Source organism: Massilia sp. Masssp94 (assembly GCF_059491305.1).
Window position 1 is genome coordinate 6,892,533 of the sequence record NZ_CP168501.1, and the last position, 15,878, is coordinate 6,908,410.

Sequence of the window (15,878 nt, forward strand, 5' to 3'; positions counted from 1 at the left end):
ATTTTGTTTGCGCCGTCGTTACGCACGCAAATTAGGTTCCCGCCTGCGCGGGAACGACGTTACTGGATTCACGCGTCTGCTCCCGGAGGAACCATGGAGATCCTGCTCCAACTCGTCGTGTCCGGCATCGCACTCGGCATGATCTATGCCGTGATCGCGTTCGGCTACCAGCTCACGTTCGCCACGTCCGGCACCCTCAACTTCGGCCAGGGCGAGGCGCTGATGCTCGGCGCGCTCGTCGGCCTGTCGCTCGTCGGCACCATCCACGGCGGGCCTTATCTCGGCTACTGGCTGATGATTCCCATCGTCGTCCTGTTCGGCGCGCTGCAGGGCGTGTTCGTCGAATGGATCGCCGTGCGGCCCGCGATCCGCATCAAGTCGGAATTCGGCTGGATCATGTCGACCATCGCCCTCGCCATCATCTTCAAGAACGTGGCCGAGAACATCTGGGGCAAGGACGTGCTGCCCTTCCCTTCGCCGCTGTCGTCCGAACCGTTCACCGTGCTCGGCGCGAACGTGCAGCCGATGCAGGTCGCCGTGATCGTCGGCGCGCTCGCCATCATGTTCGCCGTCGAGATCTTCAACCGCAAATCCATCTACGGCAAGGCCGTCGTCGCCACCGCGAACGACCGCGACGCGGCGGGCCTCATGGGCATCAACACCGGCATGGTCATCACGTTCTCGTACGCGCTGTCGTCGGCGACGGCCGCCTTCGCCGGCGCCCTCGTCGCGCCGCTGACGCTCACGAGCGCCACGATGGGCGCGTCGCTGGGCCTGAAGGCGTTCGCCGTCGCGATCATCGGCGGGCTGACGTCGGGCATGGGCGCCATCGTCGGCGGCATCATCCTCGGCATCGCGGAGACGGCGACCGGCTTCTACCTGTCGACCGGCTACAAGGAAGTGCCGGGCCTCGTCCTGCTGCTGCTCGTGCTGGCCGTGAAGCCGTCCGGCCTGTTCGGCAAGGCCGCCATCAAGAAGGTATGACGATGAACAAGCTGACCTGGGGCGGCGCGATCGCGGGCATCGCGCTGCTGGCCGCCTTTCCCGTGCTGGTCGGGAACCCGTACTACATCCACCTCGTCGAGACGATCCTGATCTACGCGATCCTGCTGTTCGGCCTCGACATCGTCGTCGGCTACACGGGCCAGGTGTCGCTGGGCCATGCCGGCCTGTTCGGCGTGGGCTCGTACGTGACGGGCGTGCTGGTGATGAAGCTGGGCGCCGCGTGGTGGCTCACGCTCCCCGCCAGCATCGCGGGCGCGGCGCTGTTCGGCGCGATCCTCGCCCTCCCCGCCCTACGGGTGACGGGGCCGTATCTCGCGATGGTGACGCTGGCCTTCGGCACCATCGTGCAAATCCTCATCAACGAGATGACCTTCCTCACCGAAGGCCCGATGGGCATCATGCTGACGAAGCCCAGCGTGGCCGGCCACGAGCTGACGGAAGTCGAGTACTACTATGCCGTGGCCGCGCTGATGATCGTGTCGCTGCTGCTCGTGCACCGGCTGCTGAAATCGCACATCGGCCGCGCGTTCGAGGCCCTTCGGGACAGCCCCATCGCGTCGGACTGCATGGGCGTCTCCGTGTACCGTTATAAAGTGTATGCATTCGTGATCAGCGCCGGCTTCGCGGGCCTCGCGGGCAGCCTCTATGCGTATTCCGAACAATACATCTCGCCCAACACGTACAACTTCGAGCTGACGATCCTGTTCCTGCTCGCCGTGATCATGGGCGGCCGCAAGACCCGCAGCGGCGCGCTGATCGGCGCCGTGATCGTCGTGATGCTGCCGAGCCTCCTGTCCGACATCGACCTGTTCCGCCGCATCGCCGTCGGCGCCGCGATCCTCGCCGTCGTCGTCGCGGGCCTGTTGCTCGCGCGCCGCAAGACGACCGCGCGCCGCGTCATCGTGCCCGTCGTGGCGACGCTGGCGCTGGCCGTCGTCTCCTACAAGCTGCAAAGCATGGTCGACTGGCGCCTCACGATCTTCGGCCTCATGACGCTGTTCGTCGTCTACTACCTGCAGGAGGGCATCGTCGGCTTCCTGCGCGACGTGCTGGGTCGCGGGCGCCAGCATGCGCGCGCGCTGGCCGACCACGGCGGCGATCCTTTTGCAGGCGTCCCGCAGGCGGAAGCCGCCGGCGGCGACCTGCTGAAAGTCGAGCAGGTGCTGATGCAGTTCGGCGGCCTGAAGGCGCTGAACCAGGTCGACCTGACCGTCGCGCGCGGCACCGTGCACGGCCTGATCGGACCGAACGGCTCGGGCAAGAGCACGATGATGAACGTCCTCACCGGCATTTATAAACCGACGGCCGGCCGGGTGGTCTTTGCCGGCAGCGGCATCACGGGCCGCACGCCCGCGCAGATCGCGCTGGGCGGCATCGCGCGGACGTTCCAGAACGTGCAGCTGTTCGGCGAGATGACGGCGACGGAAAACATCCTCGTCGGGCTGCACCACAGCTTCCGCTCGAACGTGTTCGACGCCATGCTGCACACGCCGCGCCGTTTGCGCGAGGAACTGGCCGCACGGGCGCGCGCCGCGGCGATCCTGAGCTTCGTCGGCCTCGCCGACCTGGCGGACGAGGAAGCGCGCAACCTCCCCTACGGCAAGCAGCGCCTGCTGGAGATCGGCCGCGCGCTGGCGCTCGACCCGCGCCTGCTGCTGCTGGACGAACCGGCCGCGGGCCTGACGGCACCGGACATCCGCGAGCTGATGGCCATCATCCGCAAGATCCGCGACCACGGCATCACCATCGTCCTCATCGAGCACCACATGGACGTCGTGATGTCGATCTCGGACACCGTCACCGTGCTGGATTTCGGCCAGAAGATCGCCGAAGGATCGCCGGCGCGCGTGCAGTCCGACCCGCGCGTGATCGAGGCCTACCTGGGCGGTGCCGGCGAACCCGCCGCATCCGCCGCCGTCTGAGGAGACCGCATGCTCACCATCGACAACCTGCACGCGGCCTATGGCAAGGTCGAAGTGCTGCACGGGATCTCGCTCGAGGTCCCGAAGGGCAAGCTCGTCACGCTGATCGGTTCCAACGGGGCCGGCAAGACGACGACCATGCGCGCCATCTCCGGCATGATCAAGCCGCGCGGCGGTAAAGTGACCCTGGCCGGCCGCGACATCACCGGCATGGATTCGCATCGCATCGCGCGCGCGGGCCTCGCCCATTCGCCGGAGGGGCGGCGCGTGTTCGCGACGATGACGGTCACGGACAACCTGCTGCTGGGGGCCTTCCCGCGATTCACGCGCTCGCGGCCGAAAGGCGACGTGCAGCACGACCTGGAGCGGGCACTCGAACTGTTCCCGCGCCTGAAGGAACGCCGCACGCAGCTGGCCGGCACCCTGTCGGGCGGCGAGCAGCAGATGCTGGCGATGGCGCGCGCCGTCATGCTGAATCCGGACGTCGTGCTGCTGGACGAACCGTCGATGGGCCTCGCGCCCATCCTCGTGGACGAAGTCTTCCGTATCATCGCGCGCCTGAAGACGGAAGGCGTCACCATGCTGCTCGTCGAGCAGTTCGCCCAGGCCGCGCTGAACGTGGCCGATTACGGCTATGTGCTGGAGAACGGCAGCATCGCCGTGCACGGCCCCGCCGCGAGCCTGAAGAACGATCCGAAGGTGGTCGCGGCCTACCTGGGCGGCGCCCACTGACGGATCGCATCCGCCAGCGCATCGAGGTCTTCGGGCCCGTTGTACAGGTGCGGCGTCACGCGCACGATCTCGGTGCCGCCGAATTTGCGGATGACGGTGAAGATGCGGTGGTCATCCATCAGCCGCCGCACGACCTCGGCGGCGGGCACGCCGTCGATGCCGAACGCGCCCAGCGCGCCATGCAGGGCCGGATCGCACGGGGTGTACACGCGCACGCCCGGCAGGTCGCGCACCTGGTCCATCCAGCGCCGCGCGAGCCAGCGCAGGCGCGCTTCCTTGTTGCCGGACCCGATCGAGGCGTGGAACGCCAGCGCATCCTCGATCGCCATGACCGGCGCCGGCGGCACGGTGCCGAACGCGCCCAGCTTGTCGATGTCGGTGCGGCCGGACGTCACGTCGCCGTACAGCGGGGCGATGTCCGCGATGCGTTCGCGTGCGATGTACAGCAGGCCCGTGCCCAGCGGCGCGCCGACCCATTTGTGCAGGTTGAACGCGGCGATCTGCGTCCCCAGTTGCGGGATCGTATAGTCCAGTTGCGCGAGCGCGTGCGCGCCGTCGACGATGGGGTCGATGCCACGCTCCCGGGCCAGCGCGCCCAGGCGCGCCACCGGCATGATGCGGCCGGTACGGTGCACGATGTGCGTGATCAGCAGCACGCGGGTGCGTGGCGTGATCGCGTCCGCGTACAGTGCCGCGATCGCGTCTTCGTCTTCCACGTCGTGGGGCACGTCCACCTCGATGACGGTCAGGCCCTTGCGCGCCGCGACCATGCGGACGATGTCGTGGCTGAAGTCGTAGTCGTGGCGCGCCATCAGGATCGCGTCGCCCGGTTCGAACGGATAACCCTGGAACACGATGTTCAAGGACTCGACGGCGCTGCGGGTGATCAAGAGCTCATCGGCCGCGACGCCGGTGAAGCCGGCGAGCAGCGCCTTCACGTGCGCGAGGCGCGCGGGCCAGCGCTCGCGCAGGAAGAACGCGTTCTCGGCATCGACCTCGTCCTGGTAACGCTTGAGCGCCGCGCGCACGGGATCGGCCGGCATGCCGAAGTAGCCGTTCTCCAGGTTGAGGAAGTCGGGCGAGCGCGTGTACTGCGCGCGGATGGTGGACCAGAACGATTCGTCGTCGGGAAGGATGGCGGTCAAGACGGGCTCCTGGCGGGCGTTGTGCAACCGCCATCATAGCCCGCTCCGGTCAATGCTGCAGGCGTCCCCCCAGCGCCAGCGCCGCCGCGAGATTGCGCGCCGCGCGGCGCAGGTTGTCCGCGCCCGCGGCCAGCGCCTCGGCGACGGAACACGGCCGCGCCACCGCGGCGACCACGACCTCGATGCCGTGCGCGTGCACGGCGCCCGCATCGACGGCGAGGCTGCCGCCGATGGCGACGACGGGCTTGCCGTGGCGGCGCGCGACGTTGGCCACGCCCATCGGCGTCTTGCCGTGCACGGTCTGGCCGTCGATGCGGCCCTCTCCCGTCACCACGAGGTCCGCGTCGCGCACGGCCGCATCGAGCCCGACGGCATCGAGCACGATCTCGATTCCGGGTTTCAGCTGCCCTTCGAGGAACACGACCATCGCCGCCGCGATGCCGCCGCCGGCGCCCGCGCCCGGGCTTTGCGCGATATCCTGGCCGAGGTCGCGCCGGATCACGTCGGCGTAATGCGCAAGCGCGGCGTCGAGCTGCGCGACCATTGCCGGCGTTGCGCCCTTCTGCGGGCCGAACACGGCGGACGCGCCGCGCGGGCCGGTGAGCGGGTTGTCGACGTCGCACGCGATCCGGAATTCAGTCGCGCGCACTCGGGGATCGAGCCCGGACGCGTCGATGCGGTCGAGGCGCGCCAGTTCCGCGCCGCCCGGGCCGATGTCCTTGCCGTCGGCATCGAGCAGGCGCACGCCCAGCGCCTGCAGCATGCCGGCGCCACCGTCGTTCGTCGCGCTGCCGCCGACGCCCAGCACGATCCTGCGCGCGCCGGCATCGAGCGCCGCGCAAATGAGTTCACCCGTGCCGCGGCTCGTGGCCGTGCGCGGATCGCGCAGGTCGGGCGGCACCCCTTCCAGGCCGCTGGCCGCCGCCATCTCGATCACGGCGACGCCGCCGGCCTCGCCGTAGAACGCGTCCACCGCCTGGCCCAGCGGTCCGGTCACGCGCACGTCCACGCGCCGGCCGCCCGTCGCGTCGATCATGGCCTGCACGGTGCCTTCGCCGCCGTCGGCCACGGGCACTTTCACGTATGTCGCGTCGGGCCAGACCTCGCGCATGCCGGCCTCGATGGCGTCGGCCACCTGCAGCGCCGTCAGGCTTTCCTTGAACGAATCGGGGGCAATGACGATCTTCATGGGCTCTCCTCAGCGGTTGACCAGGCGCGCCGGCACGGTCATGACCAGCACCGCGCCGACCAGCAGCACGGTCGACAGGATATACAGGGCGACGTCCGTGCTGCCGGTGGCGTCCTTGATCCAGCCGACCAGGAACGGGCTGACGAAGCCGGCCACCTGGCCCAGCGAATTGATCAGGGCGAGGCCGCCGGCCGCGGCGGCGCTGCCCAGGAAGGCGGCGGGCAGCGGCCAGAACATCGGCAGTCCGGTCAGCGCCCCCATCGTGGCGAGCGTGAGCCCGATCATCACGAGCACGACGTTGTGCGAGAAATTCGCGGCCAGCAGCAGGCCGGCGAGCGCCATCGCCATCGGCACGGACAAATGCCAGCGGCGCTCGCGGCGGGCATCGGCCGAGCGGCCCACGATCACCATGAAGATACCCGCGAACAGATACGGCAGGGCGCTCAGCCAGCCGACCGTCGTCGGGTTGTCGAAGCCCAGTGCCTTGATGATCGACGGCAGCCAGAAGTTGATCGCGTACACGCCCATCTGGATGCTGAAATAGATCAGGCCCAGCATCCACACGTGGCCGTTGCGCAGCACGCTGGAGAACGAGTGCACCGCATGGCTGCTGGCGCGGCGGCCCTGCTCGTCGGCGTCGAGCGCCTGCTTCATCGCGGACTTTTCTTCCGGCGTCAGCCAACGGGCATGCTGCAGGCCGTCGGACAGGAAGAACAGCACGGCCACGCCGAGGATCATCGTCGGCAGCCCCTGGAGCAGGAACAGCCACTGCCAGCCGGCCAGGCCGCCCTGGCCCGTCGCGAAATGGCTCAGCATCCAGCCCGACAGCGGACCGCCGACCAGGCCGGAGACGGGAATCGCCGACATGAACAGCGCCATCACCTGGCCGCGCTTCTGCGCCGGGAACCAGTTCGTGAAGTAGAACACCATGCCCGGGAAGAACCCGGCCTCGGCGACGCCGGTGAGGAAGCGCAGCGCGTAGAACGAGACCGGGCTCGTGACGAACATCATCGCCGCCGACAGGCCGCCCCACATGATCATCATGGCGGCGATCCAGCGGCGCGCGCCGAGTTTATGCAGGACCAGGTTGCTCGGCACGCCGCTGGTGACGTAGCCGATGAAGAAGATGCCGGCGCCGAGTCCGTACACGGTCTCGCTGAGCTTCAGGGCGTCGAGCATCTCCAGCTTGGCGAAGCCGACGTTGACCCGGTCCAGGTAGTTGAACAGGTAGCAGATGAAGATGAAGGGGATCAGGCGCCAGGTCGCCTTGCGGTAACCGCGCTCGAGGATGGCGGGATCGGCAACGCCCGCCGGCTGGGCCGCGCCCGTGCTCATGCTGTTTCTCATGGTGTCTCCGTGATGTCCGCCATCGGTCGGGGCGGCAGACCGCATTATGACCAAATCGTCACTGCAAGTCCTCGGCACGCGGCACGAGACGCGCGGCTTCTTGCGCGTGCCGATTGTGCATCTTCACAAAATCGTTCACATAAACACAAGATCGGCACGCCCGGCATTGGTACTTGGCACAGTGACCGCGATCGGCTAGAGTGGCTGGCATGCTCGAACTCAGCACCCGCCTCGCCCAGGACATCGTCAGCCGCACCATGCGCATCATCCCGTTCAACGTCAACGTGATGGATGCGCGCGGCGTGATCCTGGCCAGCGGCGACGCCGCCCGGGTCGGGGAGCTGCACGATGGCGCCCTGCTCGCCTTGGCGCGGCGTGCGACGGTCGAGGTGGACGCGGCGTCGGCGCCGCACATGCACGGCGCGCGGCCAGGCATCAACCTGCCGCTCGTCGTGGATGGCCAGATGTGCGGCGCGGTCGGCCTGAGCGGCGCACCCGACGCCGTCCGGCAATTCGGCGAACTGGTGCGCCTGACGGCCGAGATGATCCTGGAACAGGCCAGCCTGGCCGGCGAACTGCAGCGCGACAGCCGCTATCGCGAGACCTTCGTGCTGAACCTGATCCGCGGAGATGCCGGCGGCCGGCCGGAACTGGAGACCTGGGCGCGGCGCCTGGGCCTGGATTTCGGGCGCGTGCAGGCGGTGTTCGTGCTCGAGCTGCGTGCCGGTGCCGTCGACGCCGAACGGACGATCAGCGAGCTCCAGCGCCTGCAACTGGCCCTGCTGGCGCGCCAGCCGGCGCTGCTGTCCGCCACGACCGGCCCATACGACATGGTGATCCTGGATGCGTTCGACCCCGCCGCCGCCCCGGTCGACACGGCGGCGCGGCGGCGCCACGCGGCCCTGGTTGCGCTGGTGCGGGAATTGTGCGCCCTGCCCTTCACGCTGACGATGGGACTGGCCGCGCGCGGCGCCGAGGCGGCGGCCGTGTCCTGGCAGAGCGCACGCACCGCCGCGCGCATCGGACGCCGGCGCGACCCGGCGCGCACGGCATGGAGCCATTACGACCTCGCGCTGCCGGTGCTGCTGTCCGGCCTGGACGCCGGCTGGCAGGCGGCGCAGCTGCGCCAGCCGGTCGCGTGCCTGGCCCGCGACCGCAGCGGCGCCACGCTGCGGCGCACGCTGGACGCCTGGTTCGCCCACAACGAAAGCGCGGCCGCCACCGCCGCCGCGCTGCACATCCACCGGAACACCCTGGATTACCGGCTGCGCCGCGTCGAGGAACTGACCGGCCTGCTTCTCGCGCGTGCGGAAGACCGTTTGCTGCTGTACGTGTCGGCCCTGCTAAGCCAGGATTAAGCCAGGAAGTCTTGCTTTATCGACAAAAAGGCGTTCATAATCCTGCGACCCCACCCAGGAGAACGCCATCCGCTCACCGCTCGTCCGCCTGCGCCTGCGCTGGTACGCCATCAGCACCGCACGCCTGTTGCTGCGCCGCTGGCAGGCCATCATGCTCGCCACCGGCGTGCTGGCGTCGGCCAACGCGTCCGCCTTCGGCAACCTCGACACCTACACCCGCCCCCTGCTGTCCCTGCTCGCCCCCGACCACGGCGCGATCTGGCGTACGGGCTATCTGCTCGCCCTGCTGCTGCCCGTGGCCGCCTGGGTCACCATGCAGCGCGACCAGGTCGCGGGTGGACCGTTCGTGGCATTCGCCGGATCCCGGACAAGGTCGCCCGCATCGTCGAACGCTTCGGCCTCGTGCGCCATCTCGACACGCGCTGCGGCGCCATGTCGCTTGCGGTGGAGACCGTGGTGCCGATGCGCGAGCGCGACGGCAGTTGTGAGGTCTCCGGATATTTCGTGAAATAGATGTGGATACCCAACTTCTCTTCATCTGCTTCCTGACGTTCGTGATCCACCTGATCGGGACCCTGGCGTACTCGGTACGGATCGCCGGCGTACGGACCAGGCGGATCGCCGTGTCGCTGGCCCTGTTCGGCATTCTCATGCTCGTGTCGCGGACGTCGAATTCGTTCCTGGGCCCGTTCCTGGCGAAGCGTGTCGAGACCCACCTGGACCCGCTCGCGGGCGGTGCGCTGCTCGCCGATTTTCGCTGGCTGCTCGTGTCCGCAAGTCTTGCGACGGTGGCTGGCGCCCTGCTGATTCCGACGTTCCAGCGTGTATTCTGCCGCGCGGTCCTGCATTTCCAGGCACATCGCTCGATCCCGAAGCTGATCCTCCACGGCTTCTTCAAGGGTGGCCTGTCGTACGTCCGCGACGTCGCCCGCATGCCCGCCGCGCGCAACATGACCGGATTCCGGTCGGGACACGGCGTGTCGGGCCGGATCACGCTGCTGAACGTCGGCGCCACCGCGCTCTGGACCGTCGGCGTGTTCGCGGCCCTGTACGCCGGCGTGCTGGACCCGTCGGTGCGCGTCACGTCCAGCACGCTCTCCTCGATCATCAACGGCGGCGCGACCATCATGATGGCCGTGTTCATCGACGCGCACATGTCGGGGATGACGGACGATGTCGTCGAAGGCAACGTCACGGAAAGCCAGTTCAGGAAAGCCATCGTCTGGCTGGTCGGCAGCCGGCTGGCGGGCACCGTTGCCGCGCAAGCGTTGCTGGTACCGGCGTCGCTGCTGATCGCGTCCGTGGCCCGCGTCATATGATGCCATGCTGACCCCTCCTCGCCAGGCCAGGCCCGACGAATCGCTTGGATTCCCATCCGCGCTGCGCGCTTCCGTACGCGCGGCCGTTGCCGTCGTCGCGCAGGACGAACTCGCGCCCCCGCACGGTGCCTTCGACGTCGACGTGGATGGCGAAACCTTGCACATTCCATATCGGCTGTACTACGACCCAGCCCGCCTGCGCCGCGCGTTGGAGGATGCGCGGGGCGTCGACCGGCGCATCGTCGCCTGCCTGGGGACGCGGCATTACGACGGTCACGTGCGCCAGGCATGCCTCGCGCAGATTCTCGACCGCGACGAACCTTGGCTCCTGCCCTATATCGTTCAGCTGGCCGGCGAGTACGTAATCGAGATCGTCGAGGACGTCGCGCGCTGGATCGGGACGCGCGACGCGTCGTCCCTCGCGTCTTTCGCACGCGCCAACCCGGCCTGGCTCGCAACCCTGGCGCGACGTGCGACGAGCTACTGGAACTGCTATCATCGGCCGGCGTTTCCGGATCGGGCCGACTATCCGGGCACCCGAGTCCTTTCACGCTTCAGATCCGATGCCACACGCCGATAATTTGCAGTTGCGACGCGCAACCCGCGCCGCCCAGGGCTGGCGCCGCGCGCCCGTCGGCGCCACCGAGATCGCGTACACGCTGGCACGCCCGGTGGTATCCTTGGCGCCATGACTACCGATTCCGATATTGAACTGTCCGGCCCGTTCCAGGCCAAGGACGCCAATGGCCGTACCCTCGACGTCAAGTCGATCCGCATTTTCGACGAGGGCTACGGGATCATCGATGTGTACGTGAAATTCAAGGACCGTCTCGAGCCCGGCGCCTACAAGGACGCCGTCCTCGTACGCGCCATCATCGACCGGCTGCGTGCCGTCGGCTACAAGGGGCCGGACTTCGGCCACAGCGATCCGGGCCTGCAGGAGAGCCGTCTCATCGTGCTCGAGGCACCCGAGGAATTCGCGCCGTTCGCGAAAAGCAAGGGGTGGAAGAACCTGGCCGAAGACTTCGACAGCTGATGGCACGGCGCCCCGGACTGCTCGCGGGGGCGCTTGCCGTCGGCCTCTCATGCGCGGCGTCCGCGTACGCCGACCCGGCGTACGAAGGCTGGCTGCTGCGCATGGGCGACTACGAAACGCTCGCCAACGTCTGGCGGGCGGATACGGACAGCGGCGACGGCGCGCAACAGGAACGCCTGGCCGAACTGTTCCTCGGTCCGCATGCGCGGGCCGCGAAGGCGCGGCCGTTCGAGGGCATCCACAATCTCTATTGGGCGGCCCTGCGTGGGCGCCGCGGCGCCGTGCTGCGGCTCGCGGATGCGCTGGACAAGGGCGCCTTCGGTCTGCGCAAGCGGCCCGACGCCGCCCGCTGCTGGGCGCAGCTGCCCGCTACGTTCGACGCCCGCCTCGCGTGCGTCCGCCTTACCGAATTCCGCGACCCGAAAGCACGGCTCGGATGCGGCGACCTCCCCATCGCCAGGGCAGATGGCCGCCCGCTCGACGGCGCGGACGCGGCACGGATCTGCGTCGCCACCGGCACACCCACCCTGCTCGAACCGGGTCCTCCGCCCGGCCCGGAGACCGTCAGGCGCATCCGCGCCTACGCGCGCCACGGCATCACGCTATCGGTCACGGGCGACGTGTACGACCCGGCGTTCGAAGCGTACCGCGACCGGTTCAACCGCACCACGGTCGCCGCGCTCGAGGCCAGGCATGGGCGCGGCTATCTCGAGCGGCTGGGGCACGAGGTCGACGCCCGCGCGTCGTCACAATAAGTCAGGGCGCCCCGAACAAATCGTGCGCATCGAGGATCGCGTACGTGATCTCGGGATGGCGTTCCAGCACCCTGCGCACGGCCGCCGGCACGGACTGGCGCACCTTTTTGCACAGGCCCGGCCGGTCTTCCAGCACGATGAGGATGCCGCGCAACGTGCGCACCTCGTTCGGGCCGGGCGCGATCTTCAGTTCGACGCCGAGGTTGGCGCGGATGCGCTCCTGCAGCCGTTTGAGTTCGTCGTAGCTGGCGACGGCGCCGATGCGCTCGAGCAGTTTTTGCTCTTCCGTGCGCGTGAGGCGCAACGGGCGCAGGTCCGCCTCCGGATCGGCGAGCAGGATCTCGCGCTCGCAGACGCAGGCGCCAGGGGGGCATTCGGTGCGGATGGGTATCGGTACTTGTTGCAACATGGGGTCACGCTGTCAACGGATGGCTCGTCCGGGAAAGTAGTGTATCTCATTTAATACGCCCGCCATGCGCTGCCAGTGCGAGCCCTTCCAGAACACGCCGTGGCAGCAGTCGCATGTGCTGAACTCGTCCTGCGTGGCCGCCACGCGCGGCGGCAGCCGGTCCCTCACCTCCGCCTTCGCGATGGGCCGCAACGGCGCATTGCACGACAGGCACAGCGTGAACGGGCGCATACGCTCGGCCAGGCCGAAGCGCTCGACCACTTCACGCAACTGCGCTTCCCCCTTCAACGCCCGCACGTAGCAGCCGTACGCGATGCCGCGGCGCTTCAGCAGTTCGCGGTCGCGCGTCAGCACGGCGCGTCCGTCATCGAGCGCGATCGCTTCGACTTCGGCGTCGTTCAACGTATTGCGGTAGACGGTGTCGAACCCCGCCATTCTCAACAGCCGCGCGAGACCGCCGAGATGCGCATCCGCGACGAAGCGCACGCGGCCCGGCGGACGCTGGTCCAGCCGCGCCACGTCGGCCACATCGAAGGCAGTGAAGCGCGGATAGACGGCGATGCGGTCGCCCTCTTCCAGGATGTCGTCGAGTCCCCGCGGCTCGCCGTTCAGGAGCACCAGCTCCACCTCCGTGTGCGGCACGCCGAGCGCCTCGATCATGTGCTTGGCCGTGGCGGCACGCGCGCACGGCGCCGCGAAGGAGTGTCCGCGCCGCGCGCGCGCGAGGAAGTCGTTCAGTTCGCCGTAGAAGCGGAACGTCGCGCTGACCATGATTCGTCCACGCCGCGCAGCACCTCCAGTGCGTTCGGCACCGAATGGCCCTCGGCCGTGTTATCGAAGATGCACCAGAGGTCCGCGCCGGGCTGCGCCATCGCGACGATGCGCTGCTCGACCTCGCGCAGGAATTCGGGCGGATAGGACGAGTAGTAGATGCGCGGCGTGCCGTGCAGGCGGATGTAGGTCGACGCCGTCGTCGGCGCGTGCGGGCCGGGCTGGCCGGCGGGCGGATCGGCCATCACGCGCGTGACGCCGTGCTCGCGCAGCAGCGCGGTCGCCATGTCGCCGAACCACGTCGGATGGCGTCCCTCGATCGCCAGCATGCAGGGGAAGCGAGCGCGCAGGCGCGGCAGGAAGCCGGCGACGGTCTCCGGATCGAACACGCCGCTGGGCGGCAGCTGGACGAGGACGCAGCCCAGTTTCGGCCCCAGTTCGCCGGCTTCGCGGACGAAACGGTCGAGCAGCTCGTCCGCGTCGCGCAGCTTCGCCTCGTGCGTGATCGCCTTCGGCAGCTTGACGGAGAAACGAAAGACGTCGGGCACGCTGGCGGCCCAGCGGGCGTACGTCCGCGGCTGGTGCGGCCGGTAGAACGACGAGTTGATCTCGACCGCGGGGAACACGGCCGCGTAGCGCTCGAGGTGGCTTCCTTCGACCGGGAAGTCGGCCGCCACGTCCTTGTTGAGGCCCCAGCCGGCGCAGCCGATCAGGGGCCGATTGACTGCCGTGGATTGCAATTCGCTCATCTGGACCCATGTTGGAGGGCATCCGCCCGGCATCCGATTCTATGTCGAACGGCATGGTCGACGGCGCACGCGCCACCGGGCATACAATATCAATCGCAATCAGGAGGAAACACCACCATGGCCGAGTCCCTGCACATCGTCTGTCCGCACTGCGACGCCGTCAACCGCGTCGCCGGCGCGCGCCTGGCCGACCAGCCCGTCTGCGGCAAATGCGCGAAGGCGCTGTTCACCGGCCAGCCCACGGACGTGTCGTCCGCCCGCTTCGACAAGCACGTCGGGCGCAACGACATTCCGGTGCTCGTCGATTTCTGGGCCGCGTGGTGCGGCCCGTGCCGCATGATGGCGCCCGCGTATGCGCAGGCCGCCGGCCGGCTGGAGCCGCACGTGCGGCTGCTGAAGGTCGATACGGAAGCGTCGCAGGATCTCGCGGCGCGCTACAACATCCGCAGCATCCCGACGATCGCCTTGTTCCAGGGCGGGCGCGAGATCGCGCGCCAGGCCGGGGCGATGGATGCGAACCGCCTCGTCGCGTGGGTGCAGCAGACCGCGCGCGCCGCCTGAGCGGCCGATCGGTTATCGTAATGGCAATCTAGAACCAGGAGAAGTCATGGCCCAGGAACTCGTCTACGAACGCGGCCTCGAGGATGCCAAGCAGTTCGCCCGCATCCTGTACGTCGCCCATGCGCTCACGTTTTTCTTTTCGCTCGGCACGCTGTCGATCCTGGTGCTGATCGTCAACTACATCCGGCGGCCGGACACGGCCGGGACGATGGTCTACAGCCACCACACGTGGATGATCCGGTCGTTCTGGTTTTACGCGCTGTGGATGGTCCTGGGCGCGTTGTTGTGGTTTACCGTCGTCTTCCCCTTCGTTATCTGGGGGATTGCGTGGGTGTGGATGGCGTACCGGATCATCCGCGGGTTCCTCGACCTGAACAACAACCGCGCGATGCCAGTGTGATCAGAGCCGGCCGAGGGCCTGCTCGATGTCTGCGATGAGGTCGTCGGTGCCTTCGAGGCCGATGTTGAAGCGCACGAGCGTGCCCGTGTCGGGCCAGTCGCGCCGCATGCCCTGCATCCGGTACGGCACGGCGAGACTGTGCGTTCCGCCCCAGCTGTACCCGATGCCGAACAATGCCAGCGCGTCGACGAAGCGGTCCACCTGCTCGCCCGCATAGCGTGCATCGAAGACGACGGAGAACAGGCCGCCCGCGCCCGTGAAATCGCGCTTCCACACGTCGTGGCCGGGGCAATCCTCGAATGCCGGGTGCAGCACCTTCGCGATTTCGGGACGGCCTTTCAACCACGCCGCCACCTTGCGCGCGGACGCATCGTGCGCGTCGAAGCGCAGCTTCATCGTTTCCAGGCCGCGCAGCACCAGGTAGGCATCGTCGCCGCCCACGCCCATGCCGAGGCGCATATGCGACGTCGAGATACGGTCGTTGATGGCCGTGTCGCGCGTGATCACGGCGCCCATCAGCACGTCCGAGCCGCCCGACTGGTATTTGGTGAGCGCCTGCATGACGATATCGGCGCCGACGTCGAAGCCGCGCAGCGCGAGGCCCGCGGCCCATGTGTTGTCCAGCGCGACCAGGATGCCCTTGTCGTGCGCCGCCGCGCAGATCGCGGGCAGGTCCGGCACTTCCATCGACACGGAGCCCGGCGCCTCGGTCCAGATCAGCTTCGTGTTCGGCTGGATCAGGTCCGCGATGCCCGCGCCCACGAGCGGATCGTAGAAGCGCGCGGAGACACCGAAGTCGTTCGCGAGCCAGCGTCCCAGCTCGCGCGTTGGGTTGTAGACGTTATCGGGCAGCAGGACGTCGTCGCCCGACTTCAGCAGCGCCAGCAGGATCATCGAGATCGCGGCGAGACCGGACGGCGCCAGCAGGGCGTAGCCGCCGCCTTCGATGGCGGCCAGGCGCGCTTCCAGCGTGAACGTCGTCGGCGTGCCGTGCAGGCCGTAGGTATAGGCCTGCTTGCTGCGCCAGTCGCCCGAGCGCAGGCTGGCCACGTCCTTGAACAGGACCGTGGACGCGTGATGGATCGGCGTCGGGTACGCGGCGAAGCCGGCCGGCGGGCGGTAGTCGCTGTGCGTGAGCGTGGTCTGGATGGACTTCTTCGTCACGTCGCCGCCTCCCTGT

Annotated in this window: 18 protein-coding genes; 11 read left to right on the plus strand and 7 right to left on the minus strand. The window is 68.4% G+C overall.

Features of this window, described 5'->3' with window-relative positions; translation table 11 throughout:
• The first annotated feature begins 93 nt into the window (after positions 1-93).
• From ACEN9G_RS30205 to ACEN9G_RS30215, 3 genes are read left to right on the plus strand one after another with little or no spacing between them, the layout of a single operon-like run.
• Complete coding sequence (locus ACEN9G_RS30205) at positions 94-984, plus strand: branched-chain amino acid ABC transporter permease (RefSeq protein ID WP_056131728.1); 891 nt, start codon at positions 94-96, stop codon at positions 982-984.
• Positions 981-2,927 carry a branched-chain amino acid ABC transporter ATP-binding protein/permease gene (locus tag ACEN9G_RS30210; protein ID WP_413343033.1) on the plus strand — a complete coding sequence of 649 codons (1,947 nt, stop codon included), beginning with the start codon at positions 981-983 and terminating at the stop codon, positions 2,925-2,927. Before ACEN9G_RS30205 ends, ACEN9G_RS30210 begins: the two co-directional genes overlap by 4 nt.
• 9 nt (positions 2,928-2,936) lie before the next feature.
• Complete coding sequence (locus tag ACEN9G_RS30215; RefSeq protein ID WP_413343032.1) at positions 2,937-3,659, plus strand: ABC transporter ATP-binding protein; 723 nt, start codon at positions 2,937-2,939, stop codon at positions 3,657-3,659.
• On the opposite strand, the gene ACEN9G_RS30220 is transcribed toward ACEN9G_RS30215, so the two are convergent.
• From ACEN9G_RS30220 to ACEN9G_RS30230, 3 genes are read right to left on the minus strand one after another with little or no spacing between them, the layout of a single operon-like run.
• Complete coding sequence (locus ACEN9G_RS30220) at positions 3,638-4,804, minus strand: aminotransferase class V-fold PLP-dependent enzyme (protein ID WP_413343030.1); 1,167 nt, start codon at positions 4,802-4,804, stop codon at positions 3,638-3,640. The two genes, ACEN9G_RS30215 and ACEN9G_RS30220, sit on opposite strands and share 22 nt — an antisense overlap.
• Positions 4,805-4,853: 49 nt before the next feature.
• Complete coding sequence (locus ACEN9G_RS30225) at positions 4,854-5,993, minus strand: glycerate kinase (protein ID WP_413388373.1); 1,140 nt, start codon at positions 5,991-5,993, stop codon at positions 4,854-4,856.
• A 9-nt stretch (positions 5,994-6,002) separates the two neighbouring features.
• Complete coding sequence (locus ACEN9G_RS30230) at positions 6,003-7,340, minus strand: MFS transporter (protein ID WP_413345289.1); 1,338 nt, start codon at positions 7,338-7,340, stop codon at positions 6,003-6,005.
• Positions 7,341-7,549: 209 nt separating this feature from the next.
• Between ACEN9G_RS30230 and ACEN9G_RS30235 the strand changes: the two genes are divergently transcribed.
• From ACEN9G_RS30235 to ACEN9G_RS30260, 6 genes are all read left to right on the plus strand, one after another.
• Positions 7,550-8,698 (plus strand): sugar diacid recognition domain-containing protein, encoded by a 1,149-nt coding sequence (locus ACEN9G_RS30235; RefSeq protein ID WP_483127452.1) that lies wholly within the window; start codon positions 7,550-7,552, stop codon positions 8,696-8,698.
• 151 nt (positions 8,699-8,849) lie between these two features.
• Positions 8,850-9,206, plus strand: a complete 357-nt coding sequence (locus ACEN9G_RS30240) for a hypothetical protein (protein WP_483127453.1) — start codon at positions 8,850-8,852, stop codon at positions 9,204-9,206.
• Positions 9,207-9,213: 7 nt separating this feature from the next.
• Positions 9,214-10,017: a lipid II flippase Amj family protein gene (locus tag ACEN9G_RS30245; protein ID WP_413344984.1), complete on the plus strand. Its 804-nt coding sequence runs from the start codon at positions 9,214-9,216 to the stop codon at positions 10,015-10,017.
• Positions 10,018-10,021: 4 nt separating this feature from the next.
• Positions 10,022-10,597, plus strand: coding sequence for a hypothetical protein (locus ACEN9G_RS30250; RefSeq protein WP_413344986.1), 576 nt, complete (start codon positions 10,022-10,024; stop codon positions 10,595-10,597).
• Between the two features lie 108 nt (positions 10,598-10,705).
• Entirely contained in the window at positions 10,706-11,053 is a 348-nt protein-coding gene (locus ACEN9G_RS30255; protein ID WP_413344987.1) for a hypothetical protein, read from the plus strand.
• Positions 11,053-11,808 carry a hypothetical protein gene (locus ACEN9G_RS30260; RefSeq protein ID WP_483127454.1) on the plus strand — a complete coding sequence of 252 codons (756 nt, stop codon included), beginning with the start codon at positions 11,053-11,055 and terminating at the stop codon, positions 11,806-11,808. Before ACEN9G_RS30255 ends, ACEN9G_RS30260 begins: the two co-directional genes overlap by 1 nt.
• A 1-nt stretch (position 11,809) precedes the next feature.
• On the opposite strand, the gene ACEN9G_RS30265 is transcribed toward ACEN9G_RS30260, so the two are convergent.
• From ACEN9G_RS30265 to ACEN9G_RS30275, 3 genes are read right to left on the minus strand one after another with little or no spacing between them, the layout of a single operon-like run.
• Positions 11,810-12,217, minus strand: coding sequence for a hypothetical protein (locus ACEN9G_RS30265; protein WP_413345765.1), 408 nt, complete (start codon positions 12,215-12,217; stop codon positions 11,810-11,812).
• A 12-nt stretch (positions 12,218-12,229) separates the two neighbouring features.
• Complete coding sequence (locus ACEN9G_RS30270) at positions 12,230-12,988, minus strand: Mut7-C RNAse domain-containing protein (RefSeq protein WP_413345763.1); 759 nt, start codon at positions 12,986-12,988, stop codon at positions 12,230-12,232.
• Positions 12,952-13,737 carry a DUF72 domain-containing protein gene (locus tag ACEN9G_RS30275; protein WP_483127455.1) on the minus strand — a complete coding sequence of 262 codons (786 nt, stop codon included), beginning with the start codon at positions 13,735-13,737 and terminating at the stop codon, positions 12,952-12,954. Before ACEN9G_RS30275 ends, ACEN9G_RS30270 begins: the two co-directional genes overlap by 37 nt.
• 117 nt (positions 13,738-13,854) lie before the next feature.
• Between ACEN9G_RS30275 and trxC the strand changes: the two genes are divergently transcribed.
• The gene (gene trxC / locus ACEN9G_RS30280; protein ID WP_413342690.1) at positions 13,855-14,298 is read left to right on the plus strand and encodes a thioredoxin TrxC; all 444 of its coding nucleotides are present in this window, start codon (positions 13,855-13,857) and stop codon (positions 14,296-14,298) included.
• A 46-nt stretch (positions 14,299-14,344) separates the two neighbouring features.
• The gene (locus ACEN9G_RS30285) at positions 14,345-14,698 is read left to right on the plus strand and encodes a DUF4870 family protein (protein ID WP_413342687.1); all 354 of its coding nucleotides are present in this window, start codon (positions 14,345-14,347) and stop codon (positions 14,696-14,698) included.
• Here the strand turns inward: ACEN9G_RS30285 and ACEN9G_RS30290 are convergent, their stop codons facing one another.
• Positions 14,699-15,862, minus strand: a complete 1,164-nt coding sequence (locus ACEN9G_RS30290; protein ID WP_413342684.1) for a cystathionine beta-lyase — start codon at positions 15,860-15,862, stop codon at positions 14,699-14,701.
• Between the last annotated feature and the right edge of the window lie 16 nt (positions 15,863-15,878).

Bases quoted from the DNA above. Each gene is read 5' to 3' on its own strand.
- ACEN9G_RS30205 (WP_056131728.1), top strand. From the start codon at position 94: ATGGAGATCCTGCTCCAACTCGTCGTGTCCGGCATCGCACTCGGCATG.
- ACEN9G_RS30210 (WP_413343033.1), top strand. From the start codon at position 981: ATGACGATGAACAAGCTGACCTGGGGCGGCGCGATCGCGGGCATCGCG.
- ACEN9G_RS30215 (WP_413343032.1), top strand. From the start codon at position 2,937: ATGCTCACCATCGACAACCTGCACGCGGCCTATGGCAAGGTCGAAGTG.
- ACEN9G_RS30225 (WP_413388373.1), bottom strand. From the start codon at position 5,993: ATGAAGATCGTCATTGCCCCCGATTCGTTCAAGGAAAGCCTGACGGCG.
- ACEN9G_RS30230 (WP_413345289.1), bottom strand. From the start codon at position 7,340: ATGAGAAACAGCATGAGCACGGGCGCGGCCCAGCCGGCGGGCGTTGCC.
- ACEN9G_RS30235 (WP_483127452.1), top strand. From the start codon at position 7,550: ATGCTCGAACTCAGCACCCGCCTCGCCCAGGACATCGTCAGCCGCACC.
- ACEN9G_RS30240 (WP_483127453.1), top strand. From the start codon at position 8,850: ATGCTCGCCACCGGCGTGCTGGCGTCGGCCAACGCGTCCGCCTTCGGC.
- ACEN9G_RS30250 (WP_413344986.1), top strand. From the start codon at position 10,022: ATGCTGACCCCTCCTCGCCAGGCCAGGCCCGACGAATCGCTTGGATTC.
- ACEN9G_RS30255 (WP_413344987.1), top strand. From the start codon at position 10,706: ATGACTACCGATTCCGATATTGAACTGTCCGGCCCGTTCCAGGCCAAG.
- ACEN9G_RS30260 (WP_483127454.1), top strand. From the start codon at position 11,053: ATGGCACGGCGCCCCGGACTGCTCGCGGGGGCGCTTGCCGTCGGCCTC.
- ACEN9G_RS30265 (WP_413345765.1), bottom strand. From the start codon at position 12,217: ATGTTGCAACAAGTACCGATACCCATCCGCACCGAATGCCCCCCTGGC.
- ACEN9G_RS30270 (WP_413345763.1), bottom strand. From the start codon at position 12,988: ATGGTCAGCGCGACGTTCCGCTTCTACGGCGAACTGAACGACTTCCTC.
- ACEN9G_RS30275 (WP_483127455.1), bottom strand. From the start codon at position 13,737: ATGAGCGAATTGCAATCCACGGCAGTCAATCGGCCCCTGATCGGCTGC.
- trxC (WP_413342690.1), top strand. From the start codon at position 13,855: ATGGCCGAGTCCCTGCACATCGTCTGTCCGCACTGCGACGCCGTCAAC.
- ACEN9G_RS30285 (WP_413342687.1), top strand. From the start codon at position 14,345: ATGGCCCAGGAACTCGTCTACGAACGCGGCCTCGAGGATGCCAAGCAG.